At 40.8% G+C, this 20725-nt stretch carries 14 protein-coding genes and 1 pseudogene; 3 read left to right on the top strand and 12 right to left on the bottom strand.

The features are described 5' to 3' along the window. Positions 1-159: pseudogene (locus tag EAG18_RS05020) on the bottom strand (transposase); the annotation flags it as partial. Between the two features lie 710 nt (positions 160-869). Here EAG18_RS05020 and EAG18_RS05015 point away from each other — a divergent pair. Next, entirely contained in the window at positions 870-1787 is a 918-nt protein-coding gene (locus EAG18_RS05015) for a hypothetical protein (protein WP_125251305.1), read from the top strand. An 88-nt stretch (positions 1788-1875) separates the two neighbouring features. On the opposite strand, the gene EAG18_RS05010 is transcribed toward EAG18_RS05015, so the two are convergent. From EAG18_RS05010 to EAG18_RS04985, 5 genes are all read right to left on the bottom strand, one after another. Beyond that, complete coding sequence (locus EAG18_RS05010; protein WP_125251304.1) at positions 1876-2178, bottom strand: hypothetical protein; 303 nt, start codon at positions 2176-2178, stop codon at positions 1876-1878. 116 nt (positions 2179-2294) lie between these two features. After that, positions 2295-2657, bottom strand: coding sequence for a hypothetical protein (locus EAG18_RS05005; RefSeq protein WP_125251303.1), 363 nt, complete (start codon positions 2655-2657; stop codon positions 2295-2297). Positions 2658-2764: 107 nt separating this feature from the next. After that, positions 2765-3691, bottom strand: a complete 927-nt coding sequence (locus EAG18_RS05000; RefSeq protein ID WP_125251302.1) for a hypothetical protein — start codon at positions 3689-3691, stop codon at positions 2765-2767. A 697-nt stretch (positions 3692-4388) separates the two neighbouring features. Next, positions 4389-4886, bottom strand: coding sequence for a YcgN family cysteine cluster protein (locus tag EAG18_RS04995; protein WP_125251301.1), 498 nt, complete (start codon positions 4884-4886; stop codon positions 4389-4391). A gap of 477 nt (positions 4887-5363) precedes the next feature. Beyond that, the gene (locus tag EAG18_RS04985; RefSeq protein ID WP_185745555.1) at positions 5364-7313 is read right to left on the bottom strand and encodes a sensor histidine kinase; all 1950 of its coding nucleotides are present in this window, start codon (positions 7311-7313) and stop codon (positions 5364-5366) included. Positions 7314-7602: 289 nt separating this feature from the next. Here EAG18_RS04985 and EAG18_RS04980 point away from each other — a divergent pair, with 289 nt between their 5' ends. Next, positions 7603-8742: a Na/Pi symporter gene (locus tag EAG18_RS04980; RefSeq protein ID WP_125251298.1), complete on the top strand. Its 1140-nt coding sequence runs from the start codon at positions 7603-7605 to the stop codon at positions 8740-8742. Positions 8743-8968: 226 nt separating this feature from the next. After that, positions 8969-9451 carry a hypothetical protein gene (locus tag EAG18_RS04975; protein WP_125251297.1) on the top strand — a complete coding sequence of 161 codons (483 nt, stop codon included), beginning with the start codon at positions 8969-8971 and terminating at the stop codon, positions 9449-9451. A gap of 77 nt (positions 9452-9528) precedes the next feature. On the opposite strand, the gene EAG18_RS04970 is transcribed toward EAG18_RS04975, so the two are convergent. The 6 genes from EAG18_RS04970 to EAG18_RS04945 form a co-directional block, all read right to left on the bottom strand. After that, entirely contained in the window at positions 9529-10692 is a 1164-nt protein-coding gene (locus EAG18_RS04970; RefSeq protein ID WP_125251296.1) for an anhydro-N-acetylmuramic acid kinase, read from the bottom strand. Next, positions 10693-12624, bottom strand: coding sequence for a RecQ family ATP-dependent DNA helicase (locus tag EAG18_RS04965; protein ID WP_125251295.1), 1932 nt, complete (start codon positions 12622-12624; stop codon positions 10693-10695). Further along, positions 12621-13346 carry a transporter substrate-binding domain-containing protein gene (locus tag EAG18_RS04960; protein ID WP_125251294.1) on the bottom strand — a complete coding sequence of 242 codons (726 nt, stop codon included), beginning with the start codon at positions 13344-13346 and terminating at the stop codon, positions 12621-12623. Before EAG18_RS04960 ends, EAG18_RS04965 begins: the two co-directional genes overlap by 4 nt. Positions 13347-13549: 203 nt before the next feature. Then, a complete protein-coding gene (locus EAG18_RS04955) occupies positions 13550-16012 on the bottom strand; it encodes a glycosyl hydrolase family 18 protein (RefSeq protein WP_125251293.1) in 2463 nt (820 codons plus the stop codon). Positions 16013-16058: 46 nt separating this feature from the next. Next, positions 16059-17486: a lytic polysaccharide monooxygenase gene (locus tag EAG18_RS04950; RefSeq protein ID WP_125251292.1), complete on the bottom strand. Its 1428-nt coding sequence runs from the start codon at positions 17484-17486 to the stop codon at positions 16059-16061. 49 nt (positions 17487-17535) lie between these two features. Continuing rightward, entirely contained in the window at positions 17536-20652 is a 3117-nt protein-coding gene (locus EAG18_RS04945) for a glycosyl hydrolase family 18 protein (RefSeq protein ID WP_125251291.1), read from the bottom strand. Between the last annotated feature and the right edge of the window lie 73 nt (positions 20653-20725).

Below are 20725 nucleotides of genomic sequence, written 5' to 3'. Positions count from 1 at the left end.
CATCAATAGCTTTTCTTCAACCCAGTCCCGGCGGTGCTCGTATGATTTTCCGGTAAATTTATCTTCGCCACAGAGAAATGCGCGCCTGACGCAACGGGAGATACAGTGATAATATTTGGTGTCGGTTAAACTGATTTGTCTTTTCCGGGCAGTCGCCATCGTTTGGTTTCCTCAATCCATTGAGTGCAGAACTAAAGCTTAGGCGGTATCTCATCAAGGTGCAAATTAGTGGTGGGTGTCTGGTTTAAATGCTTTGGAACCTGAACCTATTTAGATATTAAATCCCACTTATTTGGTTCTTTCATAAAACGTACAGGATAAACATGATCCATATGCACATCAGGTTGTTCCAATACAATTATCATATCTTTAACAGTTCTGAATTGTCGCTCTACAGCCTTCACATCACCCTCACAAACCTACTCGGTTGCATTGACAAAAGTAGAGATAAAGATGATTGAAATCAGATACCGAATCATTCCATAGCCTTATAACGCCGCGTTAAGTGGTGAACAACGCAACCACGGCAGCTAACCTATTATGCCATAAACACTAAAGCTAAATTAAACTAAAAATGCCACGCTTTGTTATGTGTGATTTTTATACACAAAACACTACATTGGTTGTTGAATAAACACAAAATGTACGGCAAGATAATACTGTATAAATAGACAGGTCAATTAATGAAGACAACAGCTTATGTTCTCGACACCAGAACAAATACTTATCTAGTCGATCACAATAACCATCTAAGTGTAAATATACATGAAGCTCTAGATATTCGTGATAACTCTATGCGATATAGGGATCCAGTGTACAAACACAGAAAGTATATGACACGGAACCCGAACCTAAACAAGAGGGTCGAATTGATACCTCGAAATGGGAAAAGCCCACACTTTGCATTTGCAAAAAGCGGTACAACCACAGGGGATCGTTCGTATGATGAAACCTACTCTCATGAAGTGGCTGTAGATGTTCTTTCATCAATGAAAGAAATGACCATTATTACCAGAGGTCAGACTTTCAATTTTAAGTTTACGCAGGTATATCGAGAACCAAAGTTGGAGTTACCTAATGGTAAGGTCTTTTATCCTGATATTTTATGTGTATTCGACAAAGATCAATATCCCGATGAGTACGAAAGATGGGGTGGTAAATTAGTAATCGAAGTTACCAACACACATAAGTGTGAAGATGACAAAAAGTTAGAATTTGAGCTTTGTAATATCCCAATATTTGAGTTCTCGATTACTGATTCTAGGAAATATCCTCCAGAGCGAGATAATAACCGTGTTGACTCTATAACTGAGCGTAGCAAGCACAAAGAGAGACTTGAGGGCTGGTTACAAGAAAGCGTGTGTACAGATCTGATCATTGACCCAATCAGTACGCAAAAACACGAAGCTATACATAAGATTCTCAAATCTAAAATGAAAGATTTAATAAAGGTAAATGATCAGAATCAATTATTAATTGAAGATCTAGAGTCAAAAATTAGGCCAAGTGAACAACAGATAGTAAGGTTAAAAAAGGGCTGTCAAATATCAAGTGAAGAAAATAAACGATTGCACCACAAAATTTCAACTTTAGAACTCACGATAGCGCAACAAGAATCGACTCTCGCAAAGGACAAAAGTAGTTTTGAAAAATTCCAAAGTTCAGCACATCGAAGACTGTTTAAACTTAAAATTTGGGTTTGGATTCTTATTTTCTTTCTGTTGGCATCAAACTATGAATATTTTCTGATTCTAATACATTTAGTTCAGCGTATGACTAACACATAACGCCTCAATAATGGGCGTAAAAATGCTTGGCTACAATTAGCGAAGTATGAGCGCAAGCCAAGCGTTTTGCGTCCATTTCATTGACTTGTTAGGCGTTCTTAGCGCCATACTTTTCGTAAGCAAGATCATTTTCGAACACGTCCAACTGGACAATGAAATCAACTTCATCTGACCAGTCACCATTTTTTAGTTCGTACCATTCATCAGTTGCAGGCTCAAAATGATCATCAGCATATGGCAGGTCAACTTGACCGCCTCCAACTCTATCGACAACAACAGTATTGTCATTGAATGTATTAACCACACCAAAGAAAGTGTCGAATTTTATATTTTCTTCTTCGTCTATATGTTTAAGAGACACTAAGAGAACTTTATTGTGCAGATCTAACATAGACACCTAACTTTTCAATAACGGGCGCAGACATGTGGGGCATAATGGCGAAGCCGCCCCGCGTGTATGCGTCCCAGCGAACGAAGTGAGTGAGTTGATTGGGTTGTTAGGTGCGCTCACGCCAAGACCCTATTTAGCAGCATACTAGGCATAAAAAAGTAAAAAGCCAAAAAGCCCGAACTTGTAAATAGAAGTGCGACGGCACAAAAAGAAGCCTGAACGAAGAAGACGGAAGGTTTAGCAGATGCACTATGCCTAAAAGCTACTACTGAAGTTTGTAAACATTCTTTAATTGCTTGGTATTTTGTTGAGAACCAAGAAATGATGGGAGCTAGGCTAGCAAAAACGAGAGCAAATGCGATTTCCACACCGCCTAATTGGACTAAGAAGGCTATCTCTGGCAAAACTGCCGCTGCYACAACCATTGCGATACCGATAACTACGCGTTGTAGATTAGTTAATTCATTCCATGATTTCATAATTTTTCCTTTTAGCACCTAACGCCGCATTAAGGTGTGAGCAGCGCTTGGCTATACTTGAGCGAAGCGAAACCGCCAAGCGTTGCGAATCACTCTTAAATGCTTTGTTATATGCGTTTTTGAGCTTCAATGATATCAGCGACATGCAGATCACTACTACTATTTGCTATGTTCGTTTTCTCGCTGAAGAAACCTTTGATAATACGAAACTTTCTCTCGGTACCATGAACAGAGTCAATATTAGGTAGCCAAGGCTTCATAAGAGTTAAACTTGCTTCCATTAAGTTGGAAACTTTCTCAGCTGCTTCGGTTTTTAAAACGTAACGATTTAATAGAAATTCATGGTCTGACTGTTCAAAGTACCCGCTATCATAAACAACAAAGCGAGACTCATGTGCAGTCGCTTTTATGAGTAATAGCTTGTCGTCATTATCAGGGTTAAATGTTCTACCATCGACAACCTTAAACTCAATGCCCTTTTCAGCACACAACGTAAAATTACGGGGATCACGATAAATACGCTCCAATGATTGCAAATTGTTGGATATTTTCAGCAGATTAACTGAATCTAAATGCGATGAGAACTTGAGAAACACAGCATCACCACCAATTTCATCAAACAAATTGCGTACTTCATTTGTAAGCTTGAATATCTGAAACCCCAAGTAGCTTTGATTTGCTACATGATTTTTTAATTCACGTTGTTCGAGTTTTGCTATCCCTAAGATATTGTCGAGAGTATTTGTCTCAAGGTTGTACCCATATATGACTTTTTTAATGAAATATAGATAGTTAAAAATACAGCCTGCCAATTGACGTTTTATATGTTCGTGAATATAACTCTGCTCTTTTCTAAATATCTGCTGACGTATGACGTCATAAAAAAGGTAGGCTACAAAGAAAAATACACCATTGGATGCAACTGAAGTTAAGACAGAGCGTAAATCCTCACTTTTCACAAACTCAGCAGCAAGAAAGCACACAGCTGTCGCCACACTCAAACTCAAATACGGCAGAAATCTAAGCCAATACATTCGTCTCTATTCCTAATATTGATGCCAAAGCATCTAACATTTTATTCGTGCGCATGCGCGTTTACCTCGTTGGACCAGTGAAAACGCGCACAGTTAACTATCAGTATGCAAAGAACTTATCAGCATTCTGCTAAATATACCATCTGGAAAAGTGCGCATGCGCGTTTCCCAAACTTATTATCTCAAATCGTAGATACACAACCTTCTGATAGACAATAATATTTTTAATTTATTGATGCGTAAACGCGCAAAAATTTTTTCAATAGTTCCCTTGATATCCGAGAACTTCAGATAATGCTGTATATATACAGCGGCGTGAGGTGAGGAGTTATCATGAATCGAAAAAGCCCATTTCTGAAAGGTCTTCAGGAAGAAATGCGTATGCGTGGTTACAGCATTAGAACAGAAAAAACTACCTATATTGAATTAAAAAATCAATGACACCCACCTGAACTAACAGTCAAGCTGAGAAAATGAAGTAAAAAGTATGTGTAATATGTACTAACCTCAGCAAGATAGCCATATCGTGATTACCATCTGAAAGTTCAAAGTCGCCTTTGAGGCGAAGTCTAGATCTGTTTTTTGACACTGTAAGCACTACTACATTTAATGGTGCTAAGCGATAACGGACGTGAAAATATGTATTTTGTGCGTTCACTTGTTGCAAACGCAGCGTGTATCAATTGTCGTCTAGTGTTTAGTTGACGTCTTTTGTAGGCCAGTCAACAATATGGGACTCAAAATCTGACTCTAAATCTACTTCTAATTCTGATATTGCTCTTCCAAATATGCTTATCCCCGCATCTATCATGGCTTGTTTGGAACCTTTATGTTTGAGCGGATGCCAACTAGCGAGACCTCTGCCTTCGTACAGTCGCCTGTAGCTACAACTCGTTGGCATAAAGAATATATCTTTTAGATTTTCTTTAGTTAATTGTACACATGACGGCACTAAGATTTGGCGTTCACTGTAGCGACTGCACCCACATGTTGTAGCGTCGTTATATTGACAAACAATATCGGTGTAAAGTAACTCTTCACCTTCGCGCAAGAAGTCGGTGCTTTCAAATTCCGAATCATCTTCCTCATCACTATCAATAAATGAATGTAAGCAGCATTTACCACAACCATCACAGATTGATTCCCACTCTTCAGTTGTCATTTCTTCAAGTGTTTTTTCTTGCCAAAAGCCCATAGTGAAAGCCCCTTTAAATCATTATGTACAATCGTATTGTAATGCTAACCTGCCCTTAACCCCTATTAATTAAGCGGCTCTTGCAAGAGGCAAGCAAACAGCACATTTTATAGGAAGGTCGATATTAATTCAAAAATGATTAAAGCAACGTCCGTTGTAGACAATGCTTTATTTACTCTTTATCAATATTGTGGTGATATATAGCGACCATAAGTTGTACGGCATAAGTTAAGGAAATACGATGCACTTGTTAGTTCGGACGTTAATTCTGTTTGGTGTAGTTGTAGGTGCTATAGCATCATACAGTTATGGAAATAAGTCGGGTCTGTTTATTTTTGTTGTGATTGGACTATTACTTGAAATCTTTTTTTGGCTGCGTTTGTCTCCAAGTAAAAATCACAAGTCACAGAAGAAACAAGTTTAGCTGAGTTTTTTAGGATTGCTTTTGTCTGAAGAGGCTTTGTGCTATTTAGCGTACTATGCAAACGCTGGCTCTGATTTTAACGGTATTCTGATCTCGATGTTGAGGCCGCCCAACAAGCTATTGAAAGACTCTATTTCCCCGCTATGGGCCTCTAACACTTTTTTACACATCGCAAGACCCATGCCTTTTGATTTCCCCGAATTTGTTCGCGAAGACTGAGATTTATATAAGGGATCAAACAGTTTCTGGTGTGCTTCATATGAAAGTGGTGTGCCTGAGTCTTCAATGCGGATGATTAAGTTATTATCCAAACAAAAAAAGCTCATTTTGACGGCTACATTTTCACCGCCATGTTTTTTTGCATTACCTAAAATTTCGAGTATACAATTTGTGATAGCATCTAGATCTATTGTTACTTTCTCTGCTCCTGAAATCTGATAGTTTACCTCCAGTTGTCCGGTGTTACTTGCAAATAAACTTGCAGCTTCAGTATGGACGTTATGCACTAGCTTACAGATAGTAAAGTCCCTAAGGTTTAGCATAGTTGCAAGTTTCTCGTTATCTGTAACAAGCATAAGTTGATTGATGAACTGATTCAGCTCATCGATTTTATCCATCAACTTACTGTAACTTTCCTGTACATTCTCGACAATATTGTATTGTAACGATTCAACTTGTACTTTCATCACGGTCAGAGGGGTGCGTAGTTCATGAGACAGATCCGTAAATAGTTGTTGTTCCTTTTCTTGTAGTTCTTGTTTATTTCGTTGATTAGATTGCTTTTCAGTTTTTACCGTATTTGCCAACGCATTTACTTGCGTTTGTAATGTCGAGAGTAAGTTGTTTTGTGCCGACTTATTTTGTTGGGCTAGAGCAAAAGTAAATAGGATAACCTCTATCAAGTAGCCTAACTTAATCGCACTGGAAATGTGATAGACATTGATAAAGCCTGAAAACATCGTGCCCCCTATGGCGATGATATTAACAAAAACAACATGGTTCAAAAGGCTTAAAGCAAAGGTAATCGACCCAGGTGCACGTTGCTGAAACGACCAAAAAGCGGTAAAGATAAACAGCGGGATGATACTTAGACTCAGAATCAAATTATAAAATACAGACTTCGATATGATTGCTACTGGGATTAATAACAAGTAGCCCAGCAAAAATGCCTTATAAAAGTGATTTAGTGTGGGGTTGAATCGACCGAGTTGTAAAAACTCACGGATAAACAAGAGGTGGAAGACAGGAACTAGAGTCATCAACCCTGCTGAAAATAGTGACGCAAATATGCCATAAGATGGCCAGAAATACTGAAAAGTGAACCCTGACATATCCAGTACTATTAAAAGAAATAATAACGTCCAAACGCAGTAATAAGCATTTGCGGCATTTGCATTGAAGTAAAAGTTTACTAATACGATGACAAAAACAGCGGCAATAATACCACTAAGCGTTGCATTGATTACGGTACTACTAAGCATACTACTTTGTAACGTTCTATCGTCGAGTAATTTAAGATCTGCTGCGGCATTTGCAAAAGTTTGGTAGCGAACGATGAAGTGTCCGCTACCCGGCTCTTGTTGTGTCAATGGCTGGTATATCTGGGGAGTCGATATTGCTCTGGTTGAAAACTCAGCGTCAAGGGTATATTGAGCGATAGGTGATACCTGAGTCTCATTGATGTAGGAAATACTTAACCAGGGCAGTCTTGCAAATCCGAAAGAAAGATAGTGTTTGTAACCAGTTTCGAGTGCGCTTGCATCAATTATAGCCCATTGGTATGGCTGCTCTGTTAATGACGGTTGATATTTAGAAAGCTGGCTGATGATTATCAACGCTTCCTGTTGGCTTACATTTAGCTGTTGACTTAACTGTGCGGGGGTCATCTCGCTAAATTGGACCTCAACTTGTGTATTACGCCCGTTTTGCTCATTAGGAGCCGAGATACTAGCGCTAGCCAGTGTCGAAACGAGCAATAAAATTAATGTAAGCAGTTTGGACATAATAAAGTAATACACAATGTTTGTTTCACAATGCTACGTTGAAATAATGAAGCAAATATGGATAAAACGTGTGTAAGTAAAAGATTGTAAATAAAAAGCATCAAATATACGTATTAAAAACAAACAATTACAGACTCCTGTTTACTGAGATTTGTGAAACATGGTCGCAAAATAGTCAGATAATCTGAGTTACATAAAACTGAAATATAACTGTAACAATTGAATGTTCTAATGCGCCACTGAAATAAAAGTGTAACGAAAGAACACGTATTACTCTAAGAGCGAAACTATGGTTAATCAATCTCAGACTTCAGCTTCAGCAAAACTTTTTAACTGGCTGTCTATCATTCTACTTGTTTACTTAGTCTTAGTTGCAGTAGGTACTGTAAGTGGCGGTTTTAAACTTGCCTCTGGTGGTAGCGAAGGTGCTAAGGAAATATTTGCATTTGCAACGAATCCCGTAGTGGCTTTGTTACTTGGTGCATTAGCAACTGCTTTGGTTCAATCCTCATCAACAGTGACCTCTGTCATTGTTGGATTAGTAGCAGGTGGATTACCTATTAGTATCGCCATTCCAATGGTAATGGGCGCGAATATTGGTACCACTATCACCAATACGTTAGTCTCAATAGGTCACATTCGCAGCAAAGAAGAGTTTAAACGTGCTTTTGCAGCTTCTACGGTTCATGATTTTTTCAATCTACTGGCCGTTGTGATTTTCCTGCCGTTAGAAATTATGTTTGGTATCTTAGAAAAGTTTGCGTCTAGTCTTGCACATGTTTTTGTAGGCGATGCTGATTTATCTTTAAAGAGCTATAACTTTATCAAACCATTAGTTAAGCCAGCGGTTAATGTGGTCAAAGATGCCGTAAGCTTTTTAGATTCTACTGCCGCTGGGGTTTCTATGGTGGTGATCGGTATAATGATGATTTTGTTCGCCGTTACTTACTTAGGCAAACTACTGAAAAAAGCGCTAGTAGGTAAAGCTAAAGAATTGTTACATAGCGCTATCGGTCGTGGGCCTTTGGTGGGAATTGGCTCTGGTGCAGTGGTGACCGTTATGGTTCAGTCTTCTTCAACAACAACTAGCCTTATGATCCCACTTGCTGGAAGTGGTGTGTTTACGACCCGTCAAATCTACCCATTCACATTAGGCGCAAATATTGGCACTACTATTACCGCACTTTTGGCAGCGACCTCGATAACAGGTGCTGCAGCAGAAGTTGCCCTTACCATCGCACTTGTACACGTAATGTTTAACGTTTTTGCGGTAACGCTTATTTACGGCATGCCGTTATTACGCGAGATACCACTGCAACTAGCCGAAAAGATCGCTGATGTTGGATCTCGTAACAAACCGGCAGCACTTGCTTATGTGCTAGGTTCATTCTTTGTTTTTCCGGGACTTATTATGTTGGCAGTGCGTTAATAGCAACCTGCCACCCTGTGACATAAGGCTCGAATTATCGAGCTTTATGTCTTTTAACACATCATCACATGTTTCAATTATTTTTATTACCGTTGATATCGATTGGGCAAAACCTTTAAATAGCTTAAAGCTAATCATGTCATTGACGAAAACGGTATAAAGTCATAATTCTGTCATCATATTTTGAGAAAATTACTTCCGTCTTTATTAATGAAGAAGCAAATAAATGAGTAGCAACCTTGGTATTTTTAGCTTTAATGTGGCACAAATTGAAAGTTCGATAAGAGGAAAATATCGATCTGTTCAGCCCTACGAGAATCCAGTTTTGCGACCTGATGATAATGGACTGTCGTTGACAATCGAGCTTCCCAAAGATGCGCGCATTGGTGATAAGGTTGAAGTGATCTTGACCAAATTTGGTGAGCGTGTTGCTAAATCTGAATCAGTATTAATTGTTGACGCTGACATTTATCTCACCAAAATAGTAGACGTTAAAATCCAACAGCCGCTAGATGCCGATAGGTATGCTATGCAAATCAACTTAGTTGGATTGCATGATTATTTGAAGAATACTGCTGAGTTTACTATCACGCTAGCCGAAGCCTTGTCTGCGCCAAGCCATCCTGAAATTGGCGTAAACGGCGATGAAGTCAATGGCGCTAAACGGCTGTTTAATGCTGCGATGAGTGCAGTATTGTCTGTTTTTTAATAACAAACTAACCAAAGCACAAGCTTAAAACTTGTCGAGCATATTTGTAAAGCGCGCTGGCAACACATTAAGCTAGTTTAACTGGGTAAAGATATTTTCCCCATTGAAAAGGGTAACGCTTCCTTATCTCCTGATAGCGTTTCATTTGCAAGCAATGCAAATAAAGCAGCCTCTTTGGCATCTGGCTCAATATTTAAGTTAGCAAAGTCTTTAATCTCTATTGTGGCTTTGAGAAGTCCACCAAGGCGCTGCATCAAAAACGCATTATGCACCCCGCCTCCACTGACATAAAGTTCAGTGTGTTCTGTTGTGAGCTGGTTTATTGCCTCTGCAATAGTACGAGCGGTAAATTCAGTAAGAGTCGCTATGATATCCTCATGGCAAAGATCACATTCACTCAGCGCACTTTGTATATACGCGCGGTTAAATAGCTCTTGTCCCGTAGACTTTGGCAGTGGCAAATCAAAAAAAGCATGTTGGCTTAATTTGATTAGCAGTTTATCGTTAACATTTCCACGTGATGCTACCTTGCCATTTTCGTCATAGGCAATACCAAGAGTGTGTTGACAATATTGATCAATTAACGTGTTTCCTGGGCCTACATCGCTACTAATGGTATCGCTTATCGCCYTAGCTTTTGGTAAATAAGTTAGATTAGATATACCGCCGATATTTAATAAAATGCGATCGACTTTTTTATCTGAGTAGAGTAAATGATCACCATACTGTACCAGAGGCGCTCCTTCTAGTTCATTGGCGATATGTTTTTGTCGGAAATCAGAAATAGTAATTATACCTGTTTTTGTGGCAATGACATCGGCATCTACAATCTGCAAGGTGCTATGTAAATTTGAAGCGGTATAAAACGGTTGACCCGGACAATGATATATAGTTTGTCCGTGACTTGCGATCAGATCTATGGACTGATGCTCCTCTTGCCATAACTGTAGTGTCTCACTAATCATATCTGCATATAACCTTCCAAGCCAAGTATGTAACTGGCAAAGAGAACGCAGATCGACTTTTGGGACTGATGCGTGTTGGCTCAATAACGCCTTTTGTGATTGGCTATAGGCAACGGTTTTGAATTTTTCTACTTCAAGCTTCGTCCGTTTTCCATGATGCGTAATTTTACATAATGCGATGTCAAGTCCGTCAAGAGAAGTCCCACTCATCAGGCCTAAAATTCTCTTAGTGGGTTTATTTGCAATGTTGGCTAATTTTATAATATCGCTTTTCATTTATAGCTTTCGTTCTGTAATGATGGCTGCCACTTTATCGTATTTTACGTCTTTCAAGATCCCGAACCCAGTTAATTGTCTAAACTTAAACCTCGTAAAATACGGGCAACTTAAGCCAAGTAAAAATAGTGTTTTTAAATGAGTTGAAAAGTCGACACTGTTCTGTGTGGCAAATTGCGACGCATTTCTCAACGTTTCTCGGATCAACTCAATATCGATGGCAGGTTCTTCCTCCACCTGCATTAACATGGCTTTTCCTTCGCATGCGCTACAATGCCCGCAATGTTTCGGAGCCATGCTATCTCCAAAATAGCTTGCCAAAGCGTAATGATAGCAGGTAGTTAGTTGAAAAAATTGGAGTAAATGTTTAAGTCTGGCTTGTTCACCTTGCGCTTTAATTTGTGCTTGTTGATAAAACTCATCTGTTAATTTATCGATGTCGATTGATTCACTCGTTTTAGAGTAGACAGAAGTATACTTTGATGTTTTCACCTCGATCAGCTGTCGGTTCGATAAATAGTCAATAGCATCTTGCGCTTTTGACAAGGAGATCCCATTATTTTCCAATGCAGCTAACGGTAATACTCCCCACTTTTTCTTAAATTCAAAGCAGCTCAATAGCTTATCCAAGAAAACTTGCCGCTGTTCAGAAAAGTGAGCAAGTAACTTCTCTTTCGTTTGGGTAAACGCAATGTGTAGCTCTGCGAAGTAGCTATAGTTAATTTGTAATAAGCCTTGTAGCTCTAATTGTACTAACAAGGTTTTTAAGACCAATTGGTTTATATTCGTTTTGTTTGCAAGGTCATACTCATTTAAATGATAGTCTTGATCTGGCGCTGAAAATAATTCAGTAAAGAGGTGTTTGAGAGACGCATACTCCAACGCGCTTGCATGGACAAAGTTCTCAAGTGTCGATATTTTCTCGTTATTTATTAGCGCAACACAGTACGCCTGCTTTGAGTCCCTACCCGCTCTGCCGACTTCCTGGCTATAACCCTCGATAGACTTTGGCATATCATAATGTAGTACCCATCTAACATCCGGTTTATCGACTCCCATACCAAAAGCAATTGTGGCGACAACAATTAAATCTGGTTCAGTCAGAAAGTTCGCTTGGGTCTGTGCTTTATCTTCAGCTTTAAGCGAAGCATGAAATGCTGCTGCTTTAAAGCCACATGCAACAATCATTTTAGCAACTTCTTCTGCTTGCTTTTGTTGCGTTACATATACGATCCCGGCTCCTTTTGCCCTTTTAAGAAACGCAAGTAAGTATTCATCTTTTTGCTTTTCTCTTATATACACCGCACTCAGATGTAAGTTCTTTCTATAGAAGCCGGTACGAACAATCGACTGCTGCTGAATATTAAACTTACATGCCATATCATTGGCGACTTTGCTGGTTGCAGTGGCAGTAAGCAATAACACTTGCTTGATCCCAAGCTCTTCACGATACTTGGCAATTTTAAGGTAATCAGGACGAAAGTTGTGTCCCCATTCAGAGATACAGTGTGCCTCATCGACGACTAAAAAAGAAATGTGAGCTCGGCTTAGCAATGAACGAGCTTTTTGACTGTTTAATCTTTCTACTGAAATAAAGAGTACTTTCAGAGTGTTATTGATGATCTCATTTTCAACCTGGGTTGCTTCGGCACGAGTTTGAGTACTATCCAAGCAAGCGGATTTTACTCCTATCCTTAATAGATAATCTCGCTGCTCATGCATTAACGCAAGTAGTGGCGATACGACAACACACATACCCGATTTTAAGACTGCGGGGAGCTGGTAACACAATGATTTTCCTGCTCCAGTTGCAAAAATAGCAATGGTGCTTTGTTCTTTTAGTATAAGGTCTATAACTTCTGCTTGGCCATGACGTAATGTCGAATGGCCAAATGTCTGTTGCAGCGTTGTGAAAATCTGGTTTTGATTCATTCCGAGTCTTTTCTGTATTTTTTTGAAATGTCGCTTATCGTCTCGCTTAGGCTTTTAATCGCTGTGTTGATCCTATCAATTTCAGAGCGGTTAAAGGCATGTCGACCAAGCATAAAATGTATCGCATTGTCATTGACAACATAGGGATGTAATACGAGGCTGTGATAGCCAAGCTGGTTAATATAATAATATCCAGCGTCTTCATCTTCTATCAGAAAATCAACACGACCCTTTGCAACCATTTCTACTCTGCGCTCTAGGCTTGAAATTTCAAATAACCTTTTGTCATACCATTCTATTTTTTTTATTTGTTTTAGCTCTTCACCATAATAAGCCCCAGGATTTGATGTAAACGTATGCCCGGACGAAAAAAGCTCTATTAGACTACTGTTTGGGTCGATTTCTCTATTTGAGAATAGCCTCATTCTCTCTCTTCTATAAGGTGCCGAAAAATAAGCAACTTTTGCTCGCTCAACGCTAAAGCTAGCTGAAGGAAGAATATCTATTAGTCCTTTTTCTAGCTCGGTGATCCCTCTTGCTGATGAAGGAAGTTGAATAAATTCGATACAGAGGTTTGCGTTAGCAAAAACTGACTTTGTTACTTCAATATCAATACCGTATGGTGTTGGATTATACATGACAAAAGGTGGCCACTGTGAGCCTATTCCAACTTTATACACAGGCCGGTTGGCGCAAGCCTGCGAGTGAGTCGTGAACATCATCAGGCAACATATAAATACGGTGGAACGAAAAATTACTAGCAGGAGGCGTTACTCGTTTGTGAAGCTCATATCGTTATTATGAAAGACTCACGAAAAAAATAAAGTGATAAATCGGTAATATTGGGCAGAGTAATGTGTAAGTGAACAATAAAATGAGCTTGTGCAAACAAGCTCATTTAGGGTTTAAGTTAAAGTTAATCAGTTTACAGGCGTTTCCAAACGCCAGCGGTTCCAGGCTCTTCTCCACGAGTCCACCATTTGGCTTCAAACTGAGCGCCGTTATGGCTAACGCGATCTCCGCCAACATATACGGCTGAACTATCCCATGCAGGATATTGTGCTGCTGTGTCTTTCACTGTTACATCAAAGCTTGAACTCACACTGTTGACACCGTCAGAGACTGTAACAGTTACCGTCACCGTAGTATCAGCAGAAACACTAGAAGCGGTAAGGGTTGCCGTATTATTATTACTAACAACGCTTAACTCGGCTGGTACTGACCAATCATAGCTCAACGCAGCGCCCTCTGGATCAGTAGCGTTGACTGTAATTGTAGTCGAATCACCTTCATTGATCGTCACATTTGCGATTGGCGTAACTGTTGGAGCCTCATTTGCCCCCTCAGGATTGACAACTACAGTGACCGTCTTACTGGTGCTAACAGTGCCATCGTTTACTGTTAATGACAAATCATAGCTAGTTTGCTGAGTTACTGATGGAGCAGTGATAGAGACTGACGCCGTGTTTGTTGCAGACAAGACTAATGCTGCGGGAGCATTCCATGAGTATGTTAACGGATCATTGTCAGCATCAGCTGCTAGCGCACTTACATTCACCGATTGCCCCGCTGTTACGTTAATTGGACCTGAAAGGCCAATAGTGGGCGCGCGGTTTGGAATATCACCAGCGGTAAGACCATCGTACATCGCATTTAATATGTCGCCATTGTCAGCGTCAATTTCCCAGCCGAACAAACCAGCAAGTTGGTGAGTATTTGCATATTGACCCTTGGCGATGACACTTCTTGGGCTATCATAAGTGATCAGTTTACCATTGCTTCTGTTCCAGACGTAAGCGGCTTGAGCCTGTTCGTCGTAGCCTACTTCGAAGCCATTAACACCATTACCACTTTGACCTACAGCGTTAGCCGCTATCGCTTTATAATCCATTATCCCAGGTTCCCATACCCCCTCACTGGTTGAACCTTTTAATGGACCATTACCAGGTGCTGTCATCGGATTTCCTGAAATAGTCGTGTTAGCATCACTTACACCTTCCCAGCCACGGCCATACATCGCTACGCCCATAACCAGTTTTGACGGTTGTACTCCTTGTTGCAGCAACAATTGTATTGCATGGTCACCAGTGTATGCTGGACCTTTCCTAGGATTACCATTGCCATCAACACCTGTACCATTACATTCATCAGTGCTTAGATGGGAACCGCAATAAATCCCAGTTTGGTGCCCAGTATCATTATTCCACGCCCCATGGAAATCGTAGGTCATGGCAAAAATGTAGTCCATATACTGCTGCGCTGCTTGGTAATCTACGTCCTCAATTTTATCGTAACCCGCTCCGATAGCGGAAGTGAGTTCATATTTTCTGCCTGTTTCTGCTTCCAACTGATCTAACATTGCTCGTAGCTCTTGCATAAGTGCTACATAAGCCGGACCATCGTTAACTGGATCGCCAAGATCTGGATTTGGGCCGTCGCCACCAGGGAACTCCCAGTCTATATCTACGCCGTCATAGAACTTCCATGTTTTCAAGAACTGCTTAACAGAAGCGACAAAGGTGTCGCGGTTTGCTTTAGTTGTAAAACCATGGAATGGATCTGAAAGTGTCCACCCTCCAATTGAAGGTAAGATTTTTAATTCAGGGTAACGCTGCTTCAACGCCATTAATTGAGAATATACACCACGAATAGGATCTTTCGCGTCTACACCTGGCATCGATTTCTGTACGGCTGCCCATGGATCATGGATAACAACTTCATAGTCTTGTGAATCCGCACAGGCAGTTTGTAGTGCACGCCAACTGTTGCCGTTTTCAATAGATTTCAACGATTCATTCGGTCCACAAATTGGAATAAAACCGTATAAAATGTGTGACAGATTGTGGGCTGGGATTTGAGTTACATCGTAGTTGCGACCGTAGATCCCCCACTCTACAAAGTAGGCGCCGGTAACACGTCCGGGAATTGTTCCGTTATTTCTGTTGTTCGGATCAACATTCATTGGTAGTGGGTCCAAATGTGCACCGTCTGTGTCGGCGATAACGATTTCTTTGCCTGCACTTCTGGCACATACCGTACCTTCACATAGCTCTAGATAAAGTTGGTGTCTGCCTGATTTTGTATAAGGAAATTCGACAACCCCACTTTTGGTTCCCGGTGTTAAAGTTCCTTGATTGACTAACATATTGTCAAAATAAACTTTATAGTTATCTCCACCAGCGCCACTCCAAGCATTCCATTTGATGTTAATATTAACCACATCTTTGGCTTTAACTAGCTGCTTGTATGAGCCGTTGCCATCAACATTTACTTCAACAAAAGAGTATTGTTGCGGCTTCCAATCAAGTGATGGCGTAGATGGTGCAGCTAGTGCTCCCCCACTTAATAACGCCAGTCCTATATATGTAGTTATTTTATTAAGTTTCATATTTTCAACCTTTTTGTAGTTACATGTTGTACCCAGTGTGGGTTAATTAAATTGGTTTCCAAACGGCGGAGCTGCCTGGCTTCTCATTACGATTCCACCATTTCGCTTCATAGCTCTGTTGTTGATAAGTTACTTTGTCCCCTGCAACATAGGTTTGAGTTGCTTGCCATTGTGGGTATTCACCTGCGTTTACATTCTTGATGGTGACAGTAAAACTCGCTGCGGTACTGGCTTTACCATCCGAGACTGTAAGTGAACCTTCAATTGACTGGTCGGTGTTAACGGCTGGGGCGGTGACAACTATCGTGTCGCCATCTCCTGTATAAGTTAAAGGTGAAGGAATTGACCAAGTAAAACTCAACGGATCGTTTTGATCATCGAAAACATGAGCGTGAACGGTTGCCTGCGTGTTTTCGTTAATCACGATATTTGCTATCGGGTTAATCGTTGGAGGTGTATTGGTATCCCCCTTTACAATACTCAGGTTACTTGTAAATTGTGCGTTTGGTAAAAATACTTGATTGGCCAACAATGTTGTTTCGTCAAAAACAATCGCGCCATCTTGCTGCATAACACCAATTTTTAGTTGGTTACTAAAGTTACTATTTAAGTATGAGGCAAGCTCAGTTTGCCAGCGCGAGACATTCGTTGAATTGATGGAAAGTTGATGGCTTACTAGCTCGTTACCGGCTTGGTCAAATGTTCTAAACCAGATACTGTCGCCAACGTTAGCATTTTGTCCTTGTTTTAAATAGTAACCACTACTAACCCAATCCGCAGGAGCGCCTGTGGACTTGATGGTAATATCTGAGCAGTTATAAAATCCTTCGCCACCGGCATCATTACGTTGCCAGCGGGTGTACAACACTGCTTCTCCTTCACGACCTGCGGGAATATTAATTTCCATTTTGTAAAAGCGTTTGCCTTCTGGATCTACAACAAAGTCGATATTGTCGAACTCATTGATGAGCTCTAAATCACTCCATTTGAGTGGCATTGTATTTCCGTCGTAACTGGGCTTAGTTAAGAAAATCTGCCAGAAGCTGGGATTATGTGGTGTGGTTGCTCTAAAGCTAATGGCCACTGTGTTTTGAGCATTTGGCTCAATCGTAGTTCTCTGCCAATGGGGCGACACAACACTCATTCCCTTTTTATTTGTGTCTCCGGCTGAACACAATGTACCATCTGGAACTACAGTCTTAACGGCTTCAAGGTTGTTATAATCAGCGGTATTTGCTGAAAACTCATGCTCTTGTACAAACTGGAAGTGTCCTGACTCTAGAAAAGCTGCCCTACATGCTAGGTTGGGTATGTTGGAGCCGTCATCAGGCCACCAGTAACCACCTTGAGACTGGCATATTGCTTGTCTGGCCTTTGGAAAATCCATATAGCCATGAGATACCGCGTTGTTGGACAGTAGCGTTGAAACGGTGCCAACAATTATAAATGCAAACTTAGATTGGAATTTATTCATGTTAAATTTCCTTCTAATAAGTGGGGAGCCTGTCCTCCCCATCCATTATTTATAAGTTACAAACTTTGGTATAATCACTGCTCGTTGAAGGTTGTTTATTACTCCACCACTTGGCTTCGTATACTGCGTTACCATCTTTAATAAGGTCGCCCTGAGCCGCATGGGTGCCTTTAGGAAAAGTAGGATAGGTGACAATTTGGTCTACAGGGGTTCCTTTACATGAAGTCACCGGATCCGTTGAACCATCTCCTGGCTTTGCTATTGGAAGATCTTTGTATTCACTGGCAAAGGCGTATCGTTTACCATCTTTCTCAACGACAAAATTAACAGGACCTGAAATCGGCATATAGTACATAACTTGGGCGTTCACCGTCTCTCCAGGGCCAAATGACTTAGGTGTGCTCCCCCACTCATTGACTAACGTGATAGAAAAACGATGGAATTCATTTTCAAAACCACCTATGTTGTTGCCAGCAGCGTTAGAGCCATTTACATCCACCGCCATCTTGAGTTTTTCTTGGGCATTCCAGTTCGATTTGAAGATAGCTGATGTTGCAACAGGTACATCGAAGGAAATCTTTGCACCGGTTAAGTCAATCCCTGAGTTATTGGTAAATGCGAAGGTTGGAGCAATTGGGTAGTTTGCATCACCTGCTGGGAAGTCTTTTGCTTCAAAAGACACGTTGACAGCAGAAGCTGGTTTAACAAACGTTTTGTTACCCTGTTTGACCGAATAAGGTGTACCACTTTGGTTAAACTTGTTGTACGCCAAGCTGGTAAGCGATGAACCCATAAAATATTCATTTTTGCTGGTGTCATAGTCAAAGTCACCGGCAAGCTCCCAAAACATGATCCCGCCCAGTTCTTGGTTGATGACATAATCAACTTTTGCAGCTATGGATTCTTCATCTTCGATGGACAAGAATACGTTTTTAGTTGAGTTCCAAAGCCAAGGTGCAACTGCAACCGCATCATAGTGGCGTGTATAACTGCCTGTAATTTGGTGCGCTGGGTTATTGATAGGGTCTAAACCGTAATCTGAAAGGTAGCTACCCAGTACTCCATTTTGTAAGTTTTTAACATGCCATAATGGGTTCGAACCCGCTGGTACCTCTAAACCAACGTCATTTTTATCATGCCATAAGTTGTCTATACCAACTGCACCATTACCACATTTATTCTTGTCGCCACTACCAGTTCCAGGAGGGCAATCCGCTTGGTTTGGTAATGCAGCTTGACCCCATAAGCCATTGGTACCGCCAGTCACATCTCTAAACCCGCGAGTGTAATAAGGAATACCTATATTAATTCGCCCAGCAGAAACTGATCCTCTGAAATATTTAACAGCCCAATCAGTATTCAGGTAGCCAATACCTTCAAACTCTTTCGTGCCATAAACATTCCATTGTTTTAATTCAGAGTCTTCACCAGTATCAAATAATGAAGCATTGTGGCCAACATGTTGGTTCCATGCACCGTGTAGATCATAAGACATGATATTCACATAATCTAAGTATTTGGTGACTTGGAAGGTCTCCATACCACGCAACAAATATCCAGAGGAAGGAGACGCGATAGTGAGCAAGTAATGGGTATTATCTTGCTGACCTGCTTGGTCTAGTGCCTCACGTAATTTCTTCATCAATACTTGGTAAGAGCGGTTCAATGCTGCGCGTCGGGGGTTTGATATGGCAAAGTCATCTGGGTGACCCGAATCGTTCATCGAAGATGGGTACTCATAGTCAATATCTACACCATCGAAGCCATATTTACGTATAAAATCGATAGAGCTTGCAACAAAAGCATCAATTCCAGCGTGGTTCACACTACCATCAGCATTGGTTGTCATGGTGTAGAAACCACCACTCGCGACTCTTTTGCCTGTTTCGTCAAAGTAGCCTCCAGTTTCAGCCCAACCACCAACTGAAATCAACGTTTTTACGTCTGGATGCTGCTTTTTAAATTTGTTAAGTAAGTTAAAATGACCGGTATAGGGCAAAGTTGGATCCATTTCTGCACCTGCAACTCCCGGCCATGTCATATTGGTTGCTGGGTTTTCAGCGGAATTTGGGTTGCCTATTGAAACTTTGTTGTTAGCATCTACATGTGCAAATGCGTAATTAATATGCGTGATCTTGTCCCACGGTATGTCATTAACCAAATAACTTGGTTGACCGTTTTTACCTGTTCTCCAGCTTGTAAAGTAACCAATGACTCGCCTTGGATGATCGGCACCCATTTTCTCTCTGCCATTTTCATCATAGATTTTGCAGTAATTTGGCGAAGCATTTGGAGTTTCGTACAGCCCTGCTGGAACACAGTTATTACTAACTGGAGGAACTTCAACAACATTCACAGTTAATGTACTTTGTGCTGTTGCACCGCTGTTATCTTCTACGACTAGTTTAAGTTGCGCGCTGCCGAGTTGCGCCGGTAGCCAAGTGTATTGTGCCGGTGCTGAAGTACTCTCAGAGACGACTTGACCGTCTACAAGCAACGTTAATTTTTGTACTGTACCATCAGGATCTGAGCCATCCAAAGTAATGATGACTGGTTGATTTACAGTGACATCAGTTATCCCACCTTCAAGACTAAGATTTGCGGTCGGTAGTTGGTTACTCGTTGAGTTTACGATGATATTGCTGATTAATGATGAAGAGCGTGCTTGTTCATTATCTGTAGCAACAACAGAAATTGTATGGTTACCTGCAGTTGCCAACCAATCAACAGAGTAGTTGTTACCTACTGCTGTTGTATCAATGCCTACGGAGGTACCGTCAACAAAGAACTCGACTTGACTAACCGAACCATCAGCGTCTGTTGCGTCAACCGAAATGGCAACGCTGTCATTTTCTGAAAAAGAAGCGCCGTCAATTGGTTGTAATGATTGAACTTGAGGTGGCTTGTTGGTGACAACGCTGTCACATTGTCCCAATTTTTTCCAGTCATCCCAAGGTCCAGAGTTAGTAGCGGGATCTGCTTGAGTCCACCACTTTGCTTCATAGGCATGTTGTGCTTTTTGTACTTGTTCACCTCCGCTATATGCTGTGCCTTGTGACCATTGTGCTAGTGATTCACAATTGTAAGCATATGAATTAGCGCAAAAAGCAGCACCAATTAGCGAGGCCATATAGGATAAATTAAAGGTCTTTACATGTTGTTTCATAGATGTGGTTCTCCAACCATTTATTGTATTCGGTTAACAATAACAACATAAACCTAACACATAAAAAGGATAT

Source organism: Pseudoalteromonas sp. J010 (assembly GCF_003934235.1).
Classification (GTDB): domain Bacteria; phylum Pseudomonadota; class Gammaproteobacteria; order Enterobacterales; family Alteromonadaceae; genus Pseudoalteromonas; species Pseudoalteromonas peptidolytica.
Note: the sequence above shows the minus strand (reverse complement) of the source record. Positions and strands in the feature narration are given on the sequence as shown.